The sequence below is a fragment of the Nocardioides jiangxiensis genome (assembly GCF_030580915.1).
Classification (GTDB): domain Bacteria; phylum Actinomycetota; class Actinomycetes; order Propionibacteriales; family Nocardioidaceae; genus Nocardioides; species Nocardioides jiangxiensis.
On the sequence record NZ_JAUQTA010000001.1, the window covers coordinates 538283 to 556419 of the forward strand.

Here is an 18137-nt window from a genome sequence, read left to right on the forward strand (position 1 = left end):
CATCTGTGTTCAATATCTGTCAAGAATGTTCATTCGTTCTGTATTTTGCTCTACTCGACACGGACCAGTACGGTCGGATACAGCCAACAGGGGGTCGCCATGAACGCAACGGAGCGCCGGATTCACGACGCCGCAGTGCGGCTCTTCGCCGAGCGCGGACACACGGAGCTGAGCGTGAGCGACCTGGCGTCCGAGGCCGGCGTCGCTCGGGGCACCCTGTATCGCAACGTCGAATCGGTCGACGGGCTCTACGAGCAGGTCCGCATGCAGCTCGCCATCGACGTGCACGAGCGGGTCAACGAGGTCATGGGTGCAAGTGGCATCACGGATCCTGCCCTCAGACTCGCCACAGGCATCAGGCTCCTCGTCCGGCACGCGCACGAGAATCCGGCCATGGGTCGGTTCTTCGTTCGCTTCGGCCTCACCGACGAGTCCCTGCGCGAGATGCTCTCCGGCCCGCCACTGAGGGACCTGAACGAAGGGATCGACGCCGGGCGGTACACCGCCGAACGTGGTCGCGACCTCAGCATCGCCAGCATGATCATGGGCACGACGGTCGCCGCCATCTGGATGGCCCTCGAGGGACACCAGGGCTGGCGCGAGGCCAGCAGCGACGCCGCAGAGCTGATCCTCATCGCCCTCGGGATCGCACCGGGCGAGGCCCGCGCCCTGGCCACCACCCCCCTGCCATCGGCCTCCCTGACCGCCTGACCGGCCCTCCAGGCAGCGCACAAGACTGCCGCGCCTCTGTCGCTTTCGCGGAGCACGTCGGCGCTCAGCTCGACTGACCCGTGGCCTCATCACCATCGCCGGAGCCTGTGTCAGCACACGTGAAGCCCGCGAGGTCATCGACGCCCACCGACGTGCCCGAGGCGCGATACGCCAGGCCGCCCTGACTGCCCGACACTCGCGTAAGACTCAGCTTCTCCGGCAGGCCGCCCGACCACCTCAGACGGAGCGCATCACCCAACCCAAGCGAAGGAACCGGGGCATCGACGCCGGCAACGGTCACGCGCACCACCGTCGCGATCACATATCCGCTGGCGACAGCCAGGGAGAGCTCCGCCTGCGCTTTCGCCGCCCCCAAGGGGCCGTCAACAGCGAACTCGACGACTGGATGCGCACCCGCCGGCCGAGCGAAGTGGGCACCCAGGGACGCCGCCCGCTCATCGCTCGCGCGGAGCAGGGCCGTTGCACTGGCCCAGCTCAACGTTCCCCGCACATCGACCCGGTCCACCACCCGGTGCTTCACGTCGAGACCGTGCATCGTGACGGTGACGTCGGTCGGACCACCCACCGTCCCGAGCTGGTCGACGCCGACCCGGACCTCACGGAACGTGTCGCGCGGCGCCTGCAGAAGCACCGGCGAAGACACCGAAGCCGTCACACGACGGGATTCACAGTGGGCAGCCTCGAGGAGTCGGACCGCCTCGTGCGCGACGCGCGACTCGACTTCATTGCGAGCCACGATCTCGAGCCCGCAGGCGATCACCAGGAGCAACCCGAGGACCACAAGTGGCACGACGACCGACAAGCGACCAGGCAGAAAGCGCATGCGAGGACAATGACAAGAAACTGATGATTTCGTCAACTCTGTTGTTGGCGGAGACCATGCGCGCAGCGGAGACCGCATGAGCGAGCCGCCGGGCAGCCATAGGCCGGACCGAGATCGCGGCTGCCGTCGTCCCTGGCTCTGTGCAATCCCGGCCATCACGACGTACGCGAACTGGCGGCATCGTGAGGGGCCGGGATGAGTTGTCCACAGCCAGCGCCACCAAGACTGCCTCCTCGGACGCACTTCTGCCGCTTCCAGATATCTGCGTCGAAGCCCTCCGCTCGCACCGAGTCCTGAGCAACCGCTGGAAACGTCGCGCCGGCGAGGCGTGGCACGACTCCGGCCTCGTGTTCTCGACGCAGTTCGGACTGCCCATCGACCCGCGCAACTTCAACCGCAGCTTCAAGCGCCGCGCGGAACTGGCCGGCGTGCCTGTCATCCCGGTCCACTCAACCCGTCGCACGTGCGCGTCGCTGCTGGTCGAACTCGGCGTCCATCCTCGAGTCGCGATGGCCATCATGCGGCACAGCCAGATCTCCGTAACGATGAACATCTACAGCCAGGTGGCGTCGTCTTCCACCCGCGATGCCCTCGCAAATCTCGGCGCGAGACTCGCGGAAGGGGGTCATTCGTGACCAGCGTTGCTGCACTTTCGTGTGCACCCCCGCGAAATCCAGCCGTTTCGGCCGAAATGACAAACAGCCTCTGATCCGCGTTTCCGCAGATCAGAGGCTGTTTGTGTTTCCTGTGGAGGTGAGGGGACTCGAACCCCTGACCCCCTGCATGCCATGCAGGTGCGCTACCAGCTGCGCCACACCCCCAGGTGGGTTGTTCCCCGGTCTCCCGGGCAACGACGAGAACTTTAGCGAACAGGTGGCGCGGATGTGAAATCGGGGTCCGGCACGGACAGGTTCCAGGCCGCCAGACGCCACCGACCAGCGGAAACAGGGCCTTCGTGCTCGAGCAGCGCCCAGCCGCAGTTGACCGGGTGACGCAGCGCCTGGGCGATCTCCGGGGTCCAGCCGAGCAGGGCGGAGACACCGACCTTGATCGCTCCGCCGTGCGCCACGACGGCCGCGGTCTCCCCCGGCGCGATCGAGGCGACGAGGTCCACCAGCGCGGCGGAGACACGGGCGGCGAGCTCCTCGGTCGTCTCCATGCCCGGCAGCGGGTCCCAGCGCCCTTCCCTGAACGCCGCGTACTGCTGCGGGAAGCGGGCCTCGAACTCGGCGTTCGTCAGCCCCGTCCGCTCCCCCAGCGCGAACTCGCGCAGGCGCGCGTCGAAGACCGGGTCGAGGCCGCTCTCCTTCGCGACGTACGCCGCGGTCTCGCGCGCCCGGGCGAGGTCGGAGGACCACAGGGCCACCGGCGACAGCCGGGCGATCCACGGCGCCGCCGCAGCGGCCTCCGCGTGGCCGGAGCGGTCGAGCGAGACGTCCGAGTGCCCCTGGGCGCGGCCCTCGGCGTTCCAGGCGGTGCGGCCGTGGCGCAGCACGACCAGGCGGCGTACCTCTCCGGAGGCGGCCCCCGGCATGTGCTGCGCGCTCACGAGCCGTCGATCAGGGAGGGATCAGGCGTCCGCAGGACCGTGCAGGTCCTTGGGAAGCTCGATGAGGGGGCTGTCGCGCCACAGGCGCTCGAGCGCGTAGTACTCGCGCTCCTCCTGGCGCTGCACGTGGATCACGATGTCGCCGAAGTCGAGGAGGACCCACAGGCCCTCCTTGTCGCCCTCGCGGCGGATCGGCTTGAGGGCGCTGTCCTCGCGGAGCTTGTCCTCGATCTCCTCGACGATCGCCTTGACCTGCGGCTCGTTGTTGCCGGTGGCCAGGAGGTAGGCGTCGGTGATGCCGACCTGCTCGCTGACGTCGTACGCCCGGATCTCGGTCGCCTTCTTGTCCGCGGCAGCGCGCGCGGCGATGGTGATCAGGCGGACGGACTCTTCGTGGGCGGTCATGCGGTGTCCCCTTCGAGGGCAGGTGTGTAGAGGCGGTGCTTGGCGACGTACTGCACGACGCCATCGGGCACGAGGTACCAGATCGGCTCCCCGCGCTCGGTGCGCTCACGGCAGTCGGTCGAGGAGATGGCCAGCGCCGGGATCTCCACGATGGAAACACGATCGGAGGGAATGTCCCCGATCGTGGCCGGGTCCATCTCGTACCCCGGGCGGGTGCAGCCGACGAAGTGCGCGAGCTCGAAGAGCTCCGCCACGTCGCGCCAGGTGAAGATCTCGGTCAGCGCGTCGGCGCCGGTGATGAAGTAGAGCTCCGCATCCGGCATCTCCGCGGCGAGGTCGCGCAGCGTGTCGATCGTGTACGTCGGACCGTCACGGTCGATGTCCACGCGCGAGACCCGGAAGCTCGGGTTGGCCGCCGTCGCGATCACCGTCATCAGGTAGCGGTGCTCGGCGGGACTGACCGACCGGCCGTCGCGTGCGGTCTTCTGCCACGGGTCACCCGTGGGGACGAAGACGACCTCGTCGAGGTCGAACCACGCGCGGACCTCGCTCGCCGCCACGAGGTGGCCGTGGTGGATGGGGTCGAACGTGCCACCCATCACGCCCACGCGGCGGCGAGGAGTCATGCGATCAGCTGTGCTCGCGGCCGCCACCGATCGCGAAGACGACCAGCAGCAGGGAGACGATCAGGATGCCCAGCGTGACGCCGCCGATGATGTAGGGGGCGTTGGTCGTCTCCTCCGCCTTCTCGGCGGTCGCGACCAGGGCAAGAACGAAGGTGCTCAGCATGGCGGACACGATACCGGTCCCCGGCCCCGACCGGCGTCACTGACCGTGTGACGTCGTACGCCGCTCAGTGGCCGACCGGCAGCACGTCGAGCAGCGAGGTGAAGCCTGCGAGGATCGCCCACGACTGCAGGGCCCGCCCGAGGAAGATCGCACCGAAGAAGATCACCTGGTTCATCCGCAGCGCGCCGCCGAGCACGCCCATCACCAGCAGCGGAGGTACGCCGATCAGGCCCGAGGCGAAGGTCAGCCCCGCTGCAGCGAGCGGGTGCCCGTTGACGACCTTCTCCCACCGCTCGTAGCGCGCCTTGAACTTCGGCGTCTCGAGCCGCTTCTGCATCCACGGCATGCTCATGCTGCGCAGGGAGCCGTGATACCAGACCACCTTGCCCGCGGCCTGGCCCGCGCCGGCCGCGATCGCGACGGGGATGATCGCCGAGCTCGGGATGAGGGTGGCGATGCCGACGAGGTAGACCTCGACGTTGAAGAGGGGGATCACCGAACCCAGGATCGAGTAACCGAGGGTGCCCAGGATCGCCTTCACGGGTGCGGACGCTACCGGCTGGGAAGTGACGCTGTCAGCGAATGTGGCCGTCGCCGGTGACGACGTACTTCGTGCTGGTCATCTCGGGCAGGCCCATGGGGCCGCGCGCGTGCAGCTTCTGCGTCGAGATGCCGATCTCGGCCCCGAAGCCGAACTCGCCGCCGTCGGTGAATCGCGTGCTGGCGTTGACCATCACCGCCGCCGAGTCGACCGCCGCGGTGAAGCGACGCGCTGCCCGCTGGTCCTCGGTGACGATCGCGTCGGTGTGGCCGCTCGAGAAGCGGCGGATGTGCGCGATGGCGTCCTCGATGTCGCCCACCACGCGCGCCGAGATCTCGAGCGCGAGGTACTCGCACGCGTAGTCCTCGTCGGTGGCGGCGGTGACGTCGTCGTACTCCTGGAAGCGGTCGTCGCCGTGGATCGCCACCCCAGCGCCCTGGAGTGCCTCGATCACCCGCGGGAGGAAGTCGTCGGCGATCGCCTCGTGCACGAGCAGCGACTCGGCGGAGTTGCAGACGCTCGTGCGGTGGGTCTTGGAGTTCATGACGATGGCCAGCGCCTTGTCGAGGTCAGCGGCGGCGTCGACGTAGACGTGGCAGACGCCGACGCCGGTCTCGATGACCGGCACGATCGACTCGGTGACCACCGCGTTGATCAGACCGGCGCCACCGCGCGGGATGAGCACGTCGACCAGGCCGCGGGCCTGCATCAGCGCCTTGACCGAGTCGTGGCTCTCCGCAGATACCAGCTGGATGACGTCGGCGGGCAGGGAGGCGCCCGCGACGGCGTCGCGGAGCACCTCGACGATGGCGGCGTTGGAGCTCAGGGCGCTGCCCGAGCCGCGCAGCAGCACCGCGTTGCCCGACTTCAGGCAGATGCCGGCGGCGTCGGCGGTGACGTTGGGGCGCGCCTCGTAGATCATGCCGACGACACCGAACGGCACCCGGATCTGGCGCAGCTCGAGGCCGTTGGCCAGCGTGCTGCCCCGCACGACCTCGCCGACCGGGTCGGCGAGGCCCGCGACCATGCGCAGGCCGTCGGCCATGTCCGCGATCCGCTGCTCGGTCAGGCGCAGGCGGTCGATGATGTTGGGCGGCGTGCCGCCCTCCTCTGCCCGCGCGACGTCGTCGGCGTTGGCCGCGAGGATCCGCGGGGTGTGGGCGACGAGCGCGTCGGCCATCGCGTGCAGCGCTGCGTCCTTGGTCGCGCGCGTGGCGACGGCCAGCTCGTGGCTGGCCTCGCGGGCGCGGAGTGCTGCTGCCTGGACGTCCTGCTCGATGCTCACGAGGAAATCCTACGGGGGCGGACCCGCGGTCCTCCCCGTCGTCCGTAGGGTGCAGCCATGCGCGTCCTCCTCTGCGGCGACAGCCAGCTTGCCCGCCTCGCCCGCTACCCCCTTCCGGTCGCTCGCCACGTCGTCAACCGGGCCGTCGGCGGAGCGACCGCCCTCGAGGTCGCGCAGCAGGTGGCCGATCTCGACCCGCGGGAGTTCGACGTCGTCATGCTGGGCGTCGGGACCAACGACGCCGGCACCCGGCCCGTGCCCCTCTCCGACTTCACGGCCGCCGTGCGGTCGCTCGTCGACTGGGCGCGCCCGACTCCCGTGGTGTTCGTGTCCAGCCCGGGCGCCGACCCGCGTGCCGACGCGGCCTACGACGACGCGAACATGGCGGCCTACGCCGCCGCCGCGCGGGACGTCGTGACCGCTGCCGGCGGCCGCTTCGTCGACACGCCGCGCCTGCTGGGGCCGCTCGGGCGCGTCGGCCGCATGCCCGACGGCATCCACGTCGGCAAGCTGGCGCACGCCGTGTACATACCCGCGCTCCGGCGGGCCGCGCGGCGGGCCCTGGCGTGAGGGTCCTGATCGCCGGCGACAGCCACCTCGCCCGCCCGGTCCGGGGCGGCTGGTCGATCGCTCCGGGCGCCGTTTCGGTGGCGGTCGGCGGCTCCGTGGCCACCGACCTCCCCTGCCAGGTGGCCACGCTCGACCCGTCGGCATACGACGTGGTGGTGGTGTCGATCGGCACCAACGACGCGGGCTGGCGCGAGGTCCCGCTGGAGGAGTTCCGCGCGGCGGTCTCGGGGTTCCTCTCCTGGGCCGGCCAGACACCGGTCCTCCTGATGACGTCTCCCGGATGCGACGAGTCACGCGCGTCGGGGCACTGGAGCGACGCCCGCCTCCGCGCGTACGCCGACGCCGCGGCGGAGGCCGTCACGCGAGCCGGGGGCAGCGTGCTGAGCACCCCGTCCGTGCTGGCTCCCCTCGGTGCAGCCGCGTTCGTCGAGGACGGCTTCCACCTCACGCCGGCGGCGTACGACCTGCTGCTGCCCGCACTGGCGGAAGCCGCGCGCGCCACTGGCCGCAGTCGCTGACCGTCTCCGGCTCGTACTCGGTTCGACTCGCCACGGGTCACGAGCTCGGAGCATGATCCGCACGACGTTCACCGAGTCGCGCCGAGACGGGGCCTGTGCCGGGCACAGGCCACGTCTCGGCGCGGCACGGGCCCCGTCTCGGCGCGGCACGGGCCCCGTCTCGGCGCGGCACGAGGCCCGTCTCGGCGGAGATGACGAACGCCCCGACCCTCCGGAGAGGATCGGGGCGTTCGCTACGACCTGGGTCGCGGGATTCAGCTCATGCGGAGCGTCAGCCCTTGCGCGCCTTGATCTCGTTGGTCAGCGCCGGGAGGACGGTGTGCAGGTCACCGACGACACCGAAGTCGACGAGCTCGAAGATCGGCGCCTCCTCGTCCTTGTTGACCGCGACGATCGTCTTCGACGTCTGCATGCCGGCGCGGTGCTGGATCGCACCGGAGATGCCGTTGGCGACGTACAGCTGCGGCGACACGACCTTGCCGGTCTGGCCCACCTGGAAGGTGTGCGGCTTCCAGCCGGAGTCGACGGCGGCACGCGAGGCACCGACAGCGGCACCGAGCTCGTCGGCGAGGGCCTCGACCGCGGTGAAGTCACCGCCGGTGCCACGACCACCGGAGACCACGATGGCGGCCTCGGTGAGCTCGGGGCGACCCGTCGCCTGACGCGGCTGCGAGGCCACGATGGTGGCGGCCTTGGCGGCGTCGGAGATGGTGACGGCCGTCGGGACGGCGGTGCCGGCGCCGGCGACCTCCTCCGGGGCGGCAGCGTTGGGCTTGACCGTGATGATCGGGGTGCCCTTGGTGACCTTCGCCTGGACGGTGTAGTTGCCCGCGAAGACGGACTGCGTGGTCACACCGTTGGCGTCGACGTCGACGGCGTCGGTGATGACACCCGACTCGAGCTTGATCGCCAGGCGAGCCGCGATCTCCTTGCCCTCGGCGGAGGAGGAGATCAGGATCGCGCCCGGGTTGGCCTGGGCGGCGATCTGCTGCAGCACCTCGGCCTTGGGGGCGACGAGGTAGCCCTTGATCTCGGCGTCGTCGACGACGTAGACCTTCTCGGCACCGAACTTGGCCAGCGCCTCGACCGGGGCAGCGCCCGAGCCGATGAAGACGGCCGACGGCTCGCCGATGCGGCGGGCGATCGTGAGGAGCTCGTTGGTGGTCTTGCGGACAGCACCGTCGACGTGGTCGACGAGAACCAGAATCTCAGCCATTGTCAGACTCCTCAGATGAACTTCTTGGAAGCGAGGAAGTCGGCGAGCGCCTTGGCGCCCGAACCGTCCTCGTCCTTGACGATCTCGCCGGCGGTGCGCGGCGGGCGGGCAGCGGTGGCCTCGACCTGGGTCCAGGCGACGGAGAGGCCGACCTGGCCGGCGTCGACACCGAGGTCGCTCAGCGACAGGGTCTCGAGCGGCTTCTTCTTGGCGGCCATGATGCCCTTGAACGACGGGTAGCGCGGCTCGCCGGTCTGGTCGGTGACCGAGAGGACGACCGGCAGGGTGGCGCCGATGACCTCGGTGGCGGCGTCGCCGTCACGCTTGGCGCGGATCTGGTCGCCCTGGGTCTCGACGACCGAGGCGAAGGTGACCTGCGGCAGGCCGAGGCGCTCGGCGAGGGCGGCCGGGACGAGCGAGGTGCCCGCGTCGGTCGACGCCATGCCGGTGATGACGATGTCGGGGGTACCGATCTTCTTGATCGCCTCGGCCAGCACCAGCGAGGTGGCGATGGCGTCGGAGCCGGCGATCGCGTCGTCGACGATGTGGACGCCCTTGTCGGCACCCATCTGGAGGGCCTTGCGGACGGCGTCAGCAGCGCCCTCCGGGCCGATGCAGAGGGCGGTGACCTCGGAGCCCTCGTTCTTCTCGGCCAGCTGGAGCGCCTGCTCCACGGCGTACTCGTCGAGCTCGGAGAGGAGGCCGTCGACGCCAACGCGGTCGACGGTGTTGTCGCTCTCGAACTTCCGGTCGGCCGTGGCGTCCGGCACGTGCTTCACACAGACAACAATGTTCATGGTGGTGTGGCCCTGGGGCCCCTCCTGTGCAGTCGGATTTGGTCGTGATGTTACTGGTGAGTCACGGCGTCACGGTATGTCGTTCCACCGTGCGATCGCTCACAAGATGCGGTGTCAGGGACGGACGACGCGGTCCAGGACCCGTCCGAGGACGAGCCAGAAGATCGCCCCGATCCCCCAGTTGAACAGCGCGTTCTTGACATCGGCGTTGTCACCGGTGAACTGCTTGATGCCGTTGTCGCGACTGAAGACCCCGAGGTCCACCCAGCCGGCCACCGAGCGCACGAACGACACGAGGCCGTTGTCGGCGTTGGCGGACAGCGCGAACGTGAGTGCGCCCAGCGCCAGGAACAACGCGAACAGCACGCACAGGGCCCACAGCAGCTGCGCAGCACGGGTGCGCACCTGCGGGAGCGTCATCGAGAAGCCCACGGCCCCTCCCCTTCGTTTGATGGAGACCTTGCAGACGGTAGCCGACGTACGCCGCCGGCGCGGGTCAGCGGCCCGAGAACTCCGCCTTGCCCGGACCGCTCGCGAGGAACGAGGTCATGCCGGTGGTGCGGTCCTCGGTCGCGAAGACCGAGGCGAACTGCTGCTGCTCGATCGCCAGGCCGGTGTTGAGATCGACCTCGAGGCCGCGGTCGATGCACTCCTTCGCGGCCCGGATCGCCAGCGCGGCCGCCGTGGTGAACTGCGACGCCCACGCGACCGCCTCGGCGAAGACCTGGTCCGCGGGGACCAGCTTGTCGACCAGGCCGATGGCGAGCGCCTCGTCGGCCTTCACGAAGCGACCGGTGAAGATCAGGTCCTTGGCCTTCGCGGGGCCGATCAGGCGCGGCAGGCGCTGGGTGCCGCCCGCGCCCGGGATGATCCCGAGCAGGACCTCGGGCTGGCCGAAGGTGGCGTTGTCGGCGGCGATGCGGACGTCGGCGGCCAGGGTCAGCTCGCAGCCACCGCCGAGGGCGTAGCCGGTGACCGCGGCGACGACAGGCTTGGGGATGTTCGCGATCGCCGTCGCGGCCTCGCTGACGCCACGGGTGGCCTTGACCATGTCGGCGTACGACATCTCCGCCATCTCGGCGACGTCGTTGCCGGCCGCGAAGAGGCGCTCGCCGCCCCAGATCACGACGGCGCGCACGTCGTCGCGCTCGGTCGCCTCGGCGCACGCGGCCTTGAGCTCGGCCTGCACCTGCAGGCTGATCGCGTTCATCTTGGGCCGGTCCAGCCGGATCACGCCGACGCCCGGGGTGTCCTCGGAAACCTCGAGATTCACGAACTCGCCCATGTGCCTGCCACTCCTCAGATCGCTCTACGTCGGTGACGGCACACCCGGCCGTCGTACGCCGCGCATTCTGCCGCGCCACAGCGGCGAGCGCGGACGATGACCACCGCGGGCGAGCCCGAGTGCTTGCGACGGCCTCAGACCAGGAAGAAGGCGATGGCGCTGACCATCGTGAGGGCGCTGCCGCCGGTCAGCAGGAAGCGGCTGCGCGCGAGGCGCTGCTTCTTCCAGAGCCAGTGCTCCGCGTGGACCTGACGGTTGCGCAGCGAGATGCCGACAGCGAGGGCGACCACGCCCGAGAGACAGAGCAGCACGAGCAGCGCTTCCATCGTCACACCTTCCACCCAGTTCCCGAGAGTCGCAGGCCATCGCCCACGTAACGGAGCAGCAGCAGAACCATGACGCAAGATGCGGCAACTCTCCAAATGGGATCGACGATCCTACGTGATCGCCCCCACTCAAACGATTGCGTATCGTGCAGTGCATGACGCTTGATGCACAGCCGGAGTGGTTCCGGACCGCCGTCTTCTACGAGGTCCTCGTCCGCGCCTTCAAGGACTCCGACGGCAACGGCACCGGTGACTTCCGGGGCCTCGCCGAGAAGCTCGACTACCTGCAGTGGCTCGGCGTCGACTGCCTGTGGGTCCCGCCGTTCTTCCCGAGCCCCCTGCGCGACGGTGGCTACGACGTCGCGGACTACACCGGCGTCCACGAGGAGATCGGCACGATCGACGACTTCCGCTGGTTCCTCGAGCAGGCGCACGAGCGCGGCATCCGCGTGATCATCGACTTCGTCATGAACCACACCTCGGACCAGCATCCGTGGTTCCAGGCCTCCCGCTCCGACCCCGAGGGCCCCTACGGCGACTTCTACGTCTGGTCCGACACCGACGAGCTCTACCAGGACGCCCGGATCATCTTCGTCGACACCGAGCCGTCGAACTGGACGTGGGACCCGGAGCGCCAGCAGTACTACTGGCACCGCTTCTTCAGCCACCAGCCGGACCTCAACTTCGACAACCCCAAGGTGCACGAGGCGATCTTCGAGGCCCTCACCTTCTGGCTGGACATGGGTCTGGACGGGTTCCGCCTGGACGCGGTGCCCTACCTCTACGAGCGTCCCGACACCAACGGCGAGAACCTCCCGGAGACCCACGCCTTCCTCCGGTCGGTCCGCAGCTTCGTCGACGAGCACTACCCGGGCCGGGTGCTGCTGTGCGAGGCCAACCAGTGGCCTGCCGACGTCGTGGAGTACTTCGGCGGCGAGCACGACTCCGAGGGCAACTGGGTGGGTACGGAGTGCCACATGGCGTTCCACTTCCCGGTCATGCCCCGCCTCTTCATGGCGGTGCGCCGCGAGTCGCGCTTCCCCATCTCGGAGATCCTCGAGCAGACGCCGGCCATCCCCGACGGCTGCCAGTGGGGCATCTTCCTGCGCAACCACGACGAGCTGACCCTCGAGATGGTCACCGACGAGGACCGCGACTACATGTGGGCGGAGTACGCCAAGGACCCGCGGATGAAGGCCAACATCGGCATCCGCCGCCGGCTCGCACCCCTGCTCGACAACGACATCAACCGCATGGAGCTGTTCACCGCGCTCCTGCTCTCCCTGCCCGGCTCCCCCGTCCTCTACTACGGCGACGAGATCGGGATGGGCGACAACATCTGGCTCGGCGACCGTGACGGCGTCCGCACGCCGATGCAGTGGACCCCCGACCGCAACGCCGGATTCTCCAGCGCCACGCCCGGACGGCTGCACCTGCCGGCGATCCAGGACCCCGTCTTCGGCTACCAGGCCATCAACGTCGAGGCGCAGATGGAGAACACCTCGTCGCTGCTCCACTGGACACGCCGGATGATCCACGCGCGGCGCGGCCACGCGGCGTTCGGCCTGGGCACGTTCCACGACCTGGGCGGTTCGAACCCGACGATCTTCTCCTTCATCCGCGAGCACGGCGGCGACGTGATCCTCTGCGTCAACAACCTGTCGCGCTTCCCGCAGCCGGTCGACCTCGACCTGCGTCGCTGGGAGGGGTGGACGCCCGTGGAGCTGCTCGGAGGCGTGCCGTTCCCCCGCATCGGCGAGCAGCCCTACGTCCTCACCCTCGGTGCCCACGGCTTCTACTGGTTCCGCCTCACTCGGGAGACAACGGCATGATCACTCCGGTTCCGTCCGACATCGAGCGCTACCTCGCCACAGCGCGGTGGTTCGCCGGCAAGGGCCGTGCGTTTCGCGTCAGCGACACCCACGTCGCCGCGTTGGACGGAGCCGAGCCACGCTCGGTCGTGGTGCTGGCCGAGGTCGCGTACGACGACGCGGCCGGCGGCAGCGAGCTCTACCAGCTCCCGGTCTCCCTCCACCCGCGACCGCAGGAGCACCTCGAGTCCGCGCGGATCGGGCTGTGGGGCGGCCTCCACGCGTACGACGCCGTACACGACAGGGCTGCGATGACCGGGTGGCTCAGGGCGCTCTCCGGGGCCGAGCACACCGGCCAGCTCCGCTTCCACCGCTGCGCGGACGCCCGGATCGACACCGATGAGCGGCCCTCGCTGATGACGGCCGAGCAGTCGAACTCCTCCGTGGCCTTCGGCGAGGAGAGCCTGCTGAAGGTCTTCCGCAAGGTGACCCCGGGGACCAACCCGGACGTCGAGATCCACGACGTGCTGACGCGTGCGGGCTCCGACCACGTGGCCGCCCTGTACGGGTGGGTCGACTGGGAGCGCGGCGACGGCGAGGTGTTCCAGCTCGGGTTCCTCCAGCAGTTCCTGCGCACGGCCAGCGACGGGTGGACGCTGGCCTCCGCGAGCGTGCGCAGTCTCTTCGCCGAGGCCGACCTGCACCCGCACGAGGTCGGCGGCGACTTCGCCGGAGAGGCGGCCCGCCTCGGGGAGGGCCTGGCGGAGACCCATGCCGCGCTTGCCGAGCACTTCCCCGTCGCCGCCCTCCCCGCTGGCGGCGCACGCGACCTCGCCGACACGATGCTCGAGCGGCTCGACCGCGCGATCGAGCCGGTGCCCGCGCTCGCGGCGTACGCCGACCGGATCCGTCCACTCCTGGCGGCCGTCAGCGACGTCTCCCACATCCCGGTCCAGCGGATCCACGGCGACCTGCACCTCGGCCAGACACTGCGCACCGTGAAGGGCTGGAAGTTCGTCGACTTCGAGGGCGAGCCGGCTCGGCCGCTGGCGGCCCGTCGTCTCCCCGAGTCGGTGTGGCGCGACGTGGCGGGCATGCTCCGGTCCTTCGACTACGTGGCGGCCGTCGTCCAGCGCGAGCTCGACGGCGACGTCCCGACGCGCGAGCAGCGCGCCTTCCGCGCCCGCGAGTGGGTCGAGCGCAACCGCGCCGCCTTCCTCACCGCGTACGCCGGACGGCCGCTCACGCCGGACGAGCAGGTGCTCCTGACGGCGTTCGAGGCGGACAAGGCCGTCTACGAGTGCGCCTACGAGATCCGCAACCGGCCGGACTGGATCGACATCCCGCTCACCGCCGTGGCGCGCCTCAGTGACCACGAGGGGCGGCCTGGGGGAGAGTGACCCCATGACGGACGACACCACCCTCTCGGGCACCGCGGGCACCTCCGGCACGGACAAGGCGAAGGGCGGCGTCCGCGAGACGCTCAGCAACGGCCTGCTCTTCCTCGGCCTCCTCGTCTTCCTCGGAGCCGGAGCCTTCGTCGGCTGGCTCCTCGCGATCAGCATCGGCTTCCGGCTCTGGGCCAGCTGGCTGGGCCACCGCGTCGACGGCAGCATGCTCAACGGCACGCTGTGGGGCCTCTCCCTGGGCTTCGTCTGCACGCTGATCCCGCTGATCATCGCGCGACAGGCGCTGCGCCGGATCCGGTTCGTCGCGCGCCTGGTGATCCTCGTGATCGCGCTGGCGATCGCGCTCCCCAACATCGCCACCCTCACGGTGCACTTCGGCTCGGGCAAGGGCGCCCACGCCGGCCAGCGGATCCTCGACGTGGACGCCCCGGGCGTCGTCGTCGGCACCTACGTCGGCATGGCGATCGCCGTCGGCGTGTTCCTGCTGCTGGTGCTCTGGGGCATCATGCGCTGGAACGACAAGCGCAAGACCCGCAAGCTCTCGCGCAAGCTGGCCGAGATGGCCGGCGATGCAGCCGACAGCGCCGACTGACCGCGCGACCTGACCCGCGACGCGCAGCCCCGTAGGGTGGTCCCGTGACCCAGCCCGGCACCGACGTCCAGACCATCGCCGACGGCATCGCGCGGCTCAGCTGGGCGTTGCACGTCCAGGAGCGGAGCTTCCTGGACGCCGTGGGCGAGGTGTCCGAGGCCGTCCAGCAGGCGCTCGCCAGCCACGGCCGCGTCGAGGTCGTGATCGACCCCGACGACACCGTGGCGCAGCGCGTCGCGACCTGGTCGGGGCTGCACCGCGAGGGCATCCTGCGCGGGTACGCCGGCGGTGCCGACCGGATCCTCTACGCACGGCTCAGCACGGATGTGCCGGTGAGCGAGCCGGTCGGCTTCCGCACGCTGCTCAACTCGTTCCTGCCGCGCAAGCGCGCCATCGGCCAGGTGCTGGTCCGCGATCCCGAGGGTCGGGTGCTGCTGTGCCAGCTCACCTACAAGAAGGACTGGGACCTCCCTGGCGGCGTGGTGGAGGTCGGCGAGTCACCGCAGCTCGCGGCCGTGCGCGAGGCCGAGGAGGAGCTGGGCCTGCAGATCCCGCCGGGCGACCTCCTGCTCACCGACTGGCTCCCACCCTGGGGCGGCTGGGATGACGCGATCTGCCTCGTCTTCGACGGCGGCGTGCTGCCCACCGACACCCTCGACCGGATCGTGCGCGAGGAGCGCGAGATCCGTTCGGTCGCGTGGTGCACCCCCGACGAGGTCGCCGAGCGGGCCGCTGACTTCACCACACGCCGGATCCAGGCTGCGCTGGATGCGCTGACGGGCGGGTCGGCCTACACCGAGTCGGGCCGCTGATCAGGCGGGAGCCTCCACCGGCACCACGACGCGGGTCCGCGCCGGCGGGCGCAGGGCGATCAGCACCCCGAGGAGCATGACCATGCCGCCCATGACCTCGGCCAGGTTGGGCCGGTCGCCGAAGGCGACCCAGGCGGAGACCATCGCCACGGGCGGCACGACCAGCACCCAGGGCACCACCTGGTGCGCGGGGTTGCGGGCCAGCAGGGAGTTGAAGATCCCGTAGCCGAGCAGCGAGCTGACCCCCGCGGTGAACGCCGTCGAGGCCACCGCCTTCCACCCGAACGCCGCGAGCCCGTCGGCGATCCGTGCCGGACCCTCGACCAGCAGCGACACCGCGAAGAGGGGCAGGGGAACGAAGAGCGCCGACCAGACGGTGACCCCGAGACCGCCGGGAGCCTTCGCTGCACGCGCGATGGTGTTGCCGACGCCCCAGCTCAGTGCGCCGCAGAGACAGAGGAGCAGCGCGGTCAGCGGCACCTCTCCCCCGCGGCCGGCGCCGACCACCACGAGGCCGACGGTGGCGACCGCGACGCCGAGCACCTGCACGGGCGCCGGCAGCTCGCGCAGGACGCCTGCAGCGATGACGATGGTGAAGACGACCTGCGCCTGCAGGACCAGCGCCGCGATCCCAGGCGGGAGGCCCGCCTCCATGGCGGCGTACACGAAGCCGAACTGACCGGCCGACATGAACAGCCCGATGCCCGCCAGGGTGCGCCACGGCACCGCGGGGCGCGCCACGAGGAAGACCGCCGGAAGCACGACCGCGACGAACCGGATCGAGGCGAAGAGCAACGGCGGCACGTCCTGCAGGCCCCACTCGATGGCGAGGAAGTTGACCCCCCAGATGACCATCACGAGCAGGGCGAGGAGGGAGTCGCGGCGGTTCATGGCCGGAGTCTGCCGCCCCGACACCTGCTCATGCCACACGATTTCGGCCGAGCACGCGGCCGCACGGGTCAGAAGAGCGCGGAGGCGAGGTTCTGCCGGCCACGGAGCACCCGCGGATCCTCGTTGCCGACCGCGGCGAAGAGACCGATCAGGTGCTCGCGCGCCTTCGCCCGCTCGTCGCCGGACGTGCGGGCCACGAGCCCGACCAGCCGGTTGAACGCGTCGTCGACGTGACCGCCGAGCAGGTCGAGGTCGGCCACCAGCGTCTGGGCGTCGACGTCGTCGGGGTTCTCCGCGGCGGCGGTGCGCGCGGCCGTCAGGTCGACGCCGCGGGTCCGCTGGAGCACGCGCGCCATGGCCAGCCCGGCAGCGGCCTCGACGTCGGCGGGGTTGGCGTCGACGAGCTTCTTGTACTCCGCCACCGCGGCGTCGATGTCGCCCGCCTCGAGCGCGGCCTGGGCGGGCGCGTAGCGCGGGTCGACCGCGTCCTCGTCGCCCTCGGCGACCGTCGAGCGCGGCTGGTGGCGCTGGGTGATGCCCTGGGCCGTGAGCTGCTGCGACATCGTCTGCAGCAGCGTGTCGATCTCCTCGCGGGTCAGCAGGCCGGTGATCGGCTGGGTCACGGGGCGGCCGTCGAGCAGGATCAGCATGAGCGGCACCGTCGGGATCTGCATCGCCTGGGCGAGCTGGGGCGTCGCGTCGACGTCGACCAGGCCACAGAGGAAGCGACCCTCGTAGCCCTCGATCGCACCCGCCACGTCCTCGGCGTACGCCGCGGTCTCGGGCGAGCGGTCCGGCGCGAAGAAGGCCAGCACCACCGGGGCATGCATCGACGCCTCAAGGACGCCCTGGAAGCTCTGTTCGTCGACCGTCACCGTGTAGGCGCCCGCGAGGCCGCCCGCGGGTGCCTCACCCGCGGGGGTCGCCGGAGCGGCGGGGCGCTTGAGCGCCGAGAGGTCGATGGCACCAGGACGGGAGAACGGCTGCTGCGTCATGCCCCCATCTTTCCAAACGGGGCCAGCCTCAGTTGACCGAGGGTCGCAGGCCGGCGCGTGCGATCACCCGCTGGATGGCGAGGTCCCGGGCGTCGGGCCGGGCCACGTACCGGATGTCGCGCAGGCCCTGCTCCTGCGCCGCCGACTCGAAGACGAAGTGCCCGAAGCCGAGCAGGCGGCCGTGCAGCGGCTTGCGGACCGTGATGTCGAGGATCCGGCTCAGCGGCATGGTCGCGACCTGCTGGCCCAGGACGCCCCGCACCCGGAAGACGCGCATGTTGGTGACCACGAAGCGGTCCATGTGCTCCTCGAGCGCACGCCAGCCCGCGTGCAGCAGCACGAGCGCGGCGAGCACCATCGGAACCCACGCGATCTCGACGGCCACGAAGGGGGCGGCGAGGAGCAGCGCGAGGGCACCGAGCACCTCGAGTGCCGGGAGCAGGAACACGACCCAGTGGTGGCCGACCTCGTCGACGATGACCTCACCCTCGTCCCGCAGGAGGTGCTTGCCGATGTCGGGGTCGGTCAGCCGCCGGGCGAGGCCCATGGTCCCGGCTTACTTCGAGGTGAGCGACTGGACGAACGAGATGATCGAGTTGAAGAGCTGCTGGGTGACGTCCCAGCCCTTCTCGCCGAACGTCGAGGCGACGTCAGCAAGACCCTGCGGGTCCTGGAACAGCCAGAACGCGATGAACAGCGCTCCGACCAGCAGGATCAGCTTCTTGAGGTTCATGCTCTCCGTCGTCCTCACGTCCCGGGATGCGTGGCCCGGGCGGGCGCACACGTCTACG

24 protein-coding genes and 1 tRNA gene are annotated in these 18137 nt (G+C 70.2%); 8 read left to right on the forward strand and 17 right to left on the reverse strand.

From position 1 onward, the window contains the following. Nucleotides 1-99 precede the first annotated feature (99 nt). The gene (locus tag Q5722_RS02670; RefSeq protein ID WP_305026668.1) at nucleotides 100-711 is read left to right on the forward strand and encodes a TetR/AcrR family transcriptional regulator; all 612 of its coding nucleotides are present in this window, start codon (nucleotides 100-102) and stop codon (nucleotides 709-711) included. A 64-nt stretch (nucleotides 712-775) separates the two neighbouring features. On the opposite strand, the gene Q5722_RS02675 is transcribed toward Q5722_RS02670, so the two are convergent. Further along, nucleotides 776-1555 (reverse strand): hypothetical protein, encoded by a 780-nt coding sequence (locus tag Q5722_RS02675; protein ID WP_305026669.1) that lies wholly within the window; start codon nucleotides 1553-1555, stop codon nucleotides 776-778. Nucleotides 1556-1755: 200 nt separating this feature from the next. Here Q5722_RS02675 and Q5722_RS02680 point away from each other — a divergent pair, with 200 nt between their 5' ends. Next, on the forward strand, nucleotides 1756-2190 hold the full coding sequence (locus Q5722_RS02680; RefSeq protein ID WP_305026670.1) for a tyrosine-type recombinase/integrase: 435 nt from the start codon (nucleotides 1756-1758) through the stop codon (nucleotides 2188-2190). Between the two features lie 113 nt (nucleotides 2191-2303). Here Q5722_RS02680 and Q5722_RS02685 read toward each other — a convergent pair. The 7 genes from Q5722_RS02685 to Q5722_RS02715 form a co-directional block, all read right to left on the reverse strand. Beyond that, nucleotides 2304-2376 (reverse strand) — tRNA-Ala (locus tag Q5722_RS02685). Between the two features lie 41 nt (nucleotides 2377-2417). Next, nucleotides 2418-3104 carry a histidine phosphatase family protein gene (locus Q5722_RS02690; RefSeq protein ID WP_305026671.1) on the reverse strand — a complete coding sequence of 229 codons (687 nt, stop codon included), beginning with the start codon at nucleotides 3102-3104 and terminating at the stop codon, nucleotides 2418-2420. Between the two features lie 21 nt (nucleotides 3105-3125). Continuing rightward, entirely contained in the window at nucleotides 3126-3509 is a 384-nt protein-coding gene (rsfS, locus tag Q5722_RS02695) for a ribosome silencing factor (RefSeq protein ID WP_305026672.1), read from the reverse strand. Then, on the reverse strand, nucleotides 3506-4135 hold the full coding sequence (gene nadD, locus Q5722_RS02700) for a nicotinate-nucleotide adenylyltransferase (RefSeq protein WP_305026673.1): 630 nt from the start codon (nucleotides 4133-4135) through the stop codon (nucleotides 3506-3508). The genes rsfS and nadD overlap by 4 nt, the downstream gene beginning before the upstream one ends. 4 nt (nucleotides 4136-4139) lie before the next feature. Next, on the reverse strand, nucleotides 4140-4298 hold the full coding sequence (locus Q5722_RS02705) for a hypothetical protein (protein ID WP_305026674.1): 159 nt from the start codon (nucleotides 4296-4298) through the stop codon (nucleotides 4140-4142). 64 nt (nucleotides 4299-4362) lie between these two features. Next, entirely contained in the window at nucleotides 4363-4839 is a 477-nt protein-coding gene (locus tag Q5722_RS02710) for a hypothetical protein (RefSeq protein ID WP_305026675.1), read from the reverse strand. Nucleotides 4840-4873: 34 nt separating this feature from the next. Continuing rightward, a complete protein-coding gene (locus Q5722_RS02715) occupies nucleotides 4874-6124 on the reverse strand; it encodes a glutamate-5-semialdehyde dehydrogenase (RefSeq protein ID WP_305026676.1) in 1251 nt (416 codons plus the stop codon). Nucleotides 6125-6181: 57 nt separating this feature from the next. Here Q5722_RS02715 and Q5722_RS02720 point away from each other — a divergent pair, with 57 nt between their 5' ends. Both Q5722_RS02720 and Q5722_RS02725 read left to right on the forward strand, forming a co-directional pair. Then, a complete protein-coding gene (locus tag Q5722_RS02720; protein WP_305026677.1) occupies nucleotides 6182-6694 on the forward strand; it encodes an SGNH/GDSL hydrolase family protein in 513 nt (170 codons plus the stop codon). Next, nucleotides 6691-7212: an SGNH/GDSL hydrolase family protein gene (locus Q5722_RS02725; protein WP_305026678.1), complete on the forward strand. Its 522-nt coding sequence runs from the start codon at nucleotides 6691-6693 to the stop codon at nucleotides 7210-7212. Before Q5722_RS02720 ends, Q5722_RS02725 begins: the two co-directional genes overlap by 4 nt. Before the next feature lie 271 nt (nucleotides 7213-7483). Here the strand turns inward: Q5722_RS02725 and Q5722_RS02730 are convergent, their stop codons facing one another. From Q5722_RS02730 to Q5722_RS02750, 5 genes are all read right to left on the reverse strand, one after another. Next, complete coding sequence (locus Q5722_RS02730) at nucleotides 7484-8428, reverse strand: electron transfer flavoprotein subunit alpha/FixB family protein (protein WP_305026679.1); 945 nt, start codon at nucleotides 8426-8428, stop codon at nucleotides 7484-7486. An 11-nt stretch (nucleotides 8429-8439) separates the two neighbouring features. Beyond that, nucleotides 8440-9207 carry an electron transfer flavoprotein subunit beta/FixA family protein gene (locus Q5722_RS02735; protein WP_439652469.1) on the reverse strand — a complete coding sequence of 256 codons (768 nt, stop codon included), beginning with the start codon at nucleotides 9205-9207 and terminating at the stop codon, nucleotides 8440-8442. A 132-nt stretch (nucleotides 9208-9339) separates the two neighbouring features. After that, entirely contained in the window at nucleotides 9340-9657 is a 318-nt protein-coding gene (locus Q5722_RS02740; RefSeq protein ID WP_305026681.1) for a hypothetical protein, read from the reverse strand. 64 nt (nucleotides 9658-9721) lie between these two features. Next, entirely contained in the window at nucleotides 9722-10510 is a 789-nt protein-coding gene (locus tag Q5722_RS02745; protein ID WP_305026682.1) for an enoyl-CoA hydratase/isomerase family protein, read from the reverse strand. A 134-nt stretch (nucleotides 10511-10644) separates the two neighbouring features. After that, the gene (locus Q5722_RS02750; protein ID WP_305026683.1) at nucleotides 10645-10836 is read right to left on the reverse strand and encodes a hypothetical protein; all 192 of its coding nucleotides are present in this window, start codon (nucleotides 10834-10836) and stop codon (nucleotides 10645-10647) included. A gap of 155 nt (nucleotides 10837-10991) precedes the next feature. Between Q5722_RS02750 and treS the strand changes: the two genes are divergently transcribed. From treS to Q5722_RS02770, 4 genes are read left to right on the forward strand one after another with little or no spacing between them, the layout of a single operon-like run. Beyond that, entirely contained in the window at nucleotides 10992-12668 is a 1677-nt protein-coding gene (gene treS / locus Q5722_RS02755; RefSeq protein ID WP_305026684.1) for a maltose alpha-D-glucosyltransferase, read from the forward strand. After that, nucleotides 12665-14047 carry a maltokinase N-terminal cap-like domain-containing protein gene (locus Q5722_RS02760; RefSeq protein WP_305026685.1) on the forward strand — a complete coding sequence of 461 codons (1383 nt, stop codon included), beginning with the start codon at nucleotides 12665-12667 and terminating at the stop codon, nucleotides 14045-14047. Before treS ends, Q5722_RS02760 begins: the two co-directional genes overlap by 4 nt. A gap of 4 nt (nucleotides 14048-14051) precedes the next feature. Further along, on the forward strand, nucleotides 14052-14648 hold the full coding sequence (locus Q5722_RS02765; RefSeq protein ID WP_305026686.1) for a hypothetical protein: 597 nt from the start codon (nucleotides 14052-14054) through the stop codon (nucleotides 14646-14648). A gap of 44 nt (nucleotides 14649-14692) precedes the next feature. Continuing rightward, nucleotides 14693-15460, forward strand: coding sequence for an NUDIX domain-containing protein (locus tag Q5722_RS02770; protein ID WP_305026687.1), 768 nt, complete (start codon nucleotides 14693-14695; stop codon nucleotides 15458-15460). On the opposite strand, the gene Q5722_RS02775 is transcribed toward Q5722_RS02770, so the two are convergent. The 4 genes from Q5722_RS02775 to Q5722_RS02790 form a co-directional block, all read right to left on the reverse strand. After that, nucleotides 15461-16351: an EamA family transporter gene (locus tag Q5722_RS02775; protein WP_305026688.1), complete on the reverse strand. Its 891-nt coding sequence runs from the start codon at nucleotides 16349-16351 to the stop codon at nucleotides 15461-15463. It lies immediately after the preceding gene. 68 nt (nucleotides 16352-16419) lie between these two features. Further along, nucleotides 16420-17346, reverse strand: a complete 927-nt coding sequence (locus Q5722_RS02780) for a co-chaperone YbbN (protein WP_305026689.1) — start codon at nucleotides 17344-17346, stop codon at nucleotides 16420-16422. Between the two features lie 28 nt (nucleotides 17347-17374). After that, complete coding sequence (locus tag Q5722_RS02785; protein ID WP_305026690.1) at nucleotides 17375-17893, reverse strand: PH domain-containing protein; 519 nt, start codon at nucleotides 17891-17893, stop codon at nucleotides 17375-17377. A gap of 9 nt (nucleotides 17894-17902) precedes the next feature. Continuing rightward, nucleotides 17903-18079: a hypothetical protein gene (locus tag Q5722_RS02790; RefSeq protein WP_305026691.1), complete on the reverse strand. Its 177-nt coding sequence runs from the start codon at nucleotides 18077-18079 to the stop codon at nucleotides 17903-17905. Nucleotides 18080-18137 lie beyond the last annotated feature (58 nt).

Excerpts from the sequence above, each read along its gene's own strand:
- rsfS (WP_305026672.1), bottom strand. The coding sequence starts at position 3,509 with ATGACCGCCCACGAAGAGTCCGTCCGCCTGATCACCATCGCCGCGCGC.
- Q5722_RS02775 (WP_305026688.1), bottom strand. The coding sequence starts at position 16,351 with ATGAACCGCCGCGACTCCCTCCTCGCCCTGCTCGTGATGGTCATCTGG.
- Q5722_RS02705 (WP_305026674.1), bottom strand. The coding sequence starts at position 4,298 with ATGCTGAGCACCTTCGTTCTTGCCCTGGTCGCGACCGCCGAGAAGGCG.
- Q5722_RS02730 (WP_305026679.1), bottom strand. The coding sequence starts at position 8,428 with ATGGCTGAGATTCTGGTTCTCGTCGACCACGTCGACGGTGCTGTCCGC.
- Q5722_RS02765 (WP_305026686.1), top strand. The coding sequence starts at position 14,052 with ATGACGGACGACACCACCCTCTCGGGCACCGCGGGCACCTCCGGCACG.
- Q5722_RS02760 (WP_305026685.1), top strand. The coding sequence starts at position 12,665 with ATGATCACTCCGGTTCCGTCCGACATCGAGCGCTACCTCGCCACAGCG.
- Q5722_RS02745 (WP_305026682.1), bottom strand. The coding sequence starts at position 10,510 with ATGGGCGAGTTCGTGAATCTCGAGGTTTCCGAGGACACCCCGGGCGTC.
- Q5722_RS02750 (WP_305026683.1), bottom strand. The coding sequence starts at position 10,836 with ATGGAAGCGCTGCTCGTGCTGCTCTGTCTCTCGGGCGTGGTCGCCCTC.
- treS (WP_305026684.1), top strand. The coding sequence starts at position 10,992 with ATGACGCTTGATGCACAGCCGGAGTGGTTCCGGACCGCCGTCTTCTAC.
- Q5722_RS02720 (WP_305026677.1), top strand. The coding sequence starts at position 6,182 with ATGCGCGTCCTCCTCTGCGGCGACAGCCAGCTTGCCCGCCTCGCCCGC.
- Q5722_RS02785 (WP_305026690.1), bottom strand. The coding sequence starts at position 17,893 with ATGGGCCTCGCCCGGCGGCTGACCGACCCCGACATCGGCAAGCACCTC.
- Q5722_RS02670 (WP_305026668.1), top strand. The coding sequence starts at position 100 with ATGAACGCAACGGAGCGCCGGATTCACGACGCCGCAGTGCGGCTCTTC.
- Q5722_RS02675 (WP_305026669.1), bottom strand. The coding sequence starts at position 1,555 with ATGCGCTTTCTGCCTGGTCGCTTGTCGGTCGTCGTGCCACTTGTGGTC.
- Q5722_RS02780 (WP_305026689.1), bottom strand. The coding sequence starts at position 17,346 with ATGACGCAGCAGCCGTTCTCCCGTCCTGGTGCCATCGACCTCTCGGCG.
- Q5722_RS02790 (WP_305026691.1), bottom strand. The coding sequence starts at position 18,079 with ATGAACCTCAAGAAGCTGATCCTGCTGGTCGGAGCGCTGTTCATCGCG.
- nadD (WP_305026673.1), bottom strand. The coding sequence starts at position 4,135 with ATGACTCCTCGCCGCCGCGTGGGCGTGATGGGTGGCACGTTCGACCCC.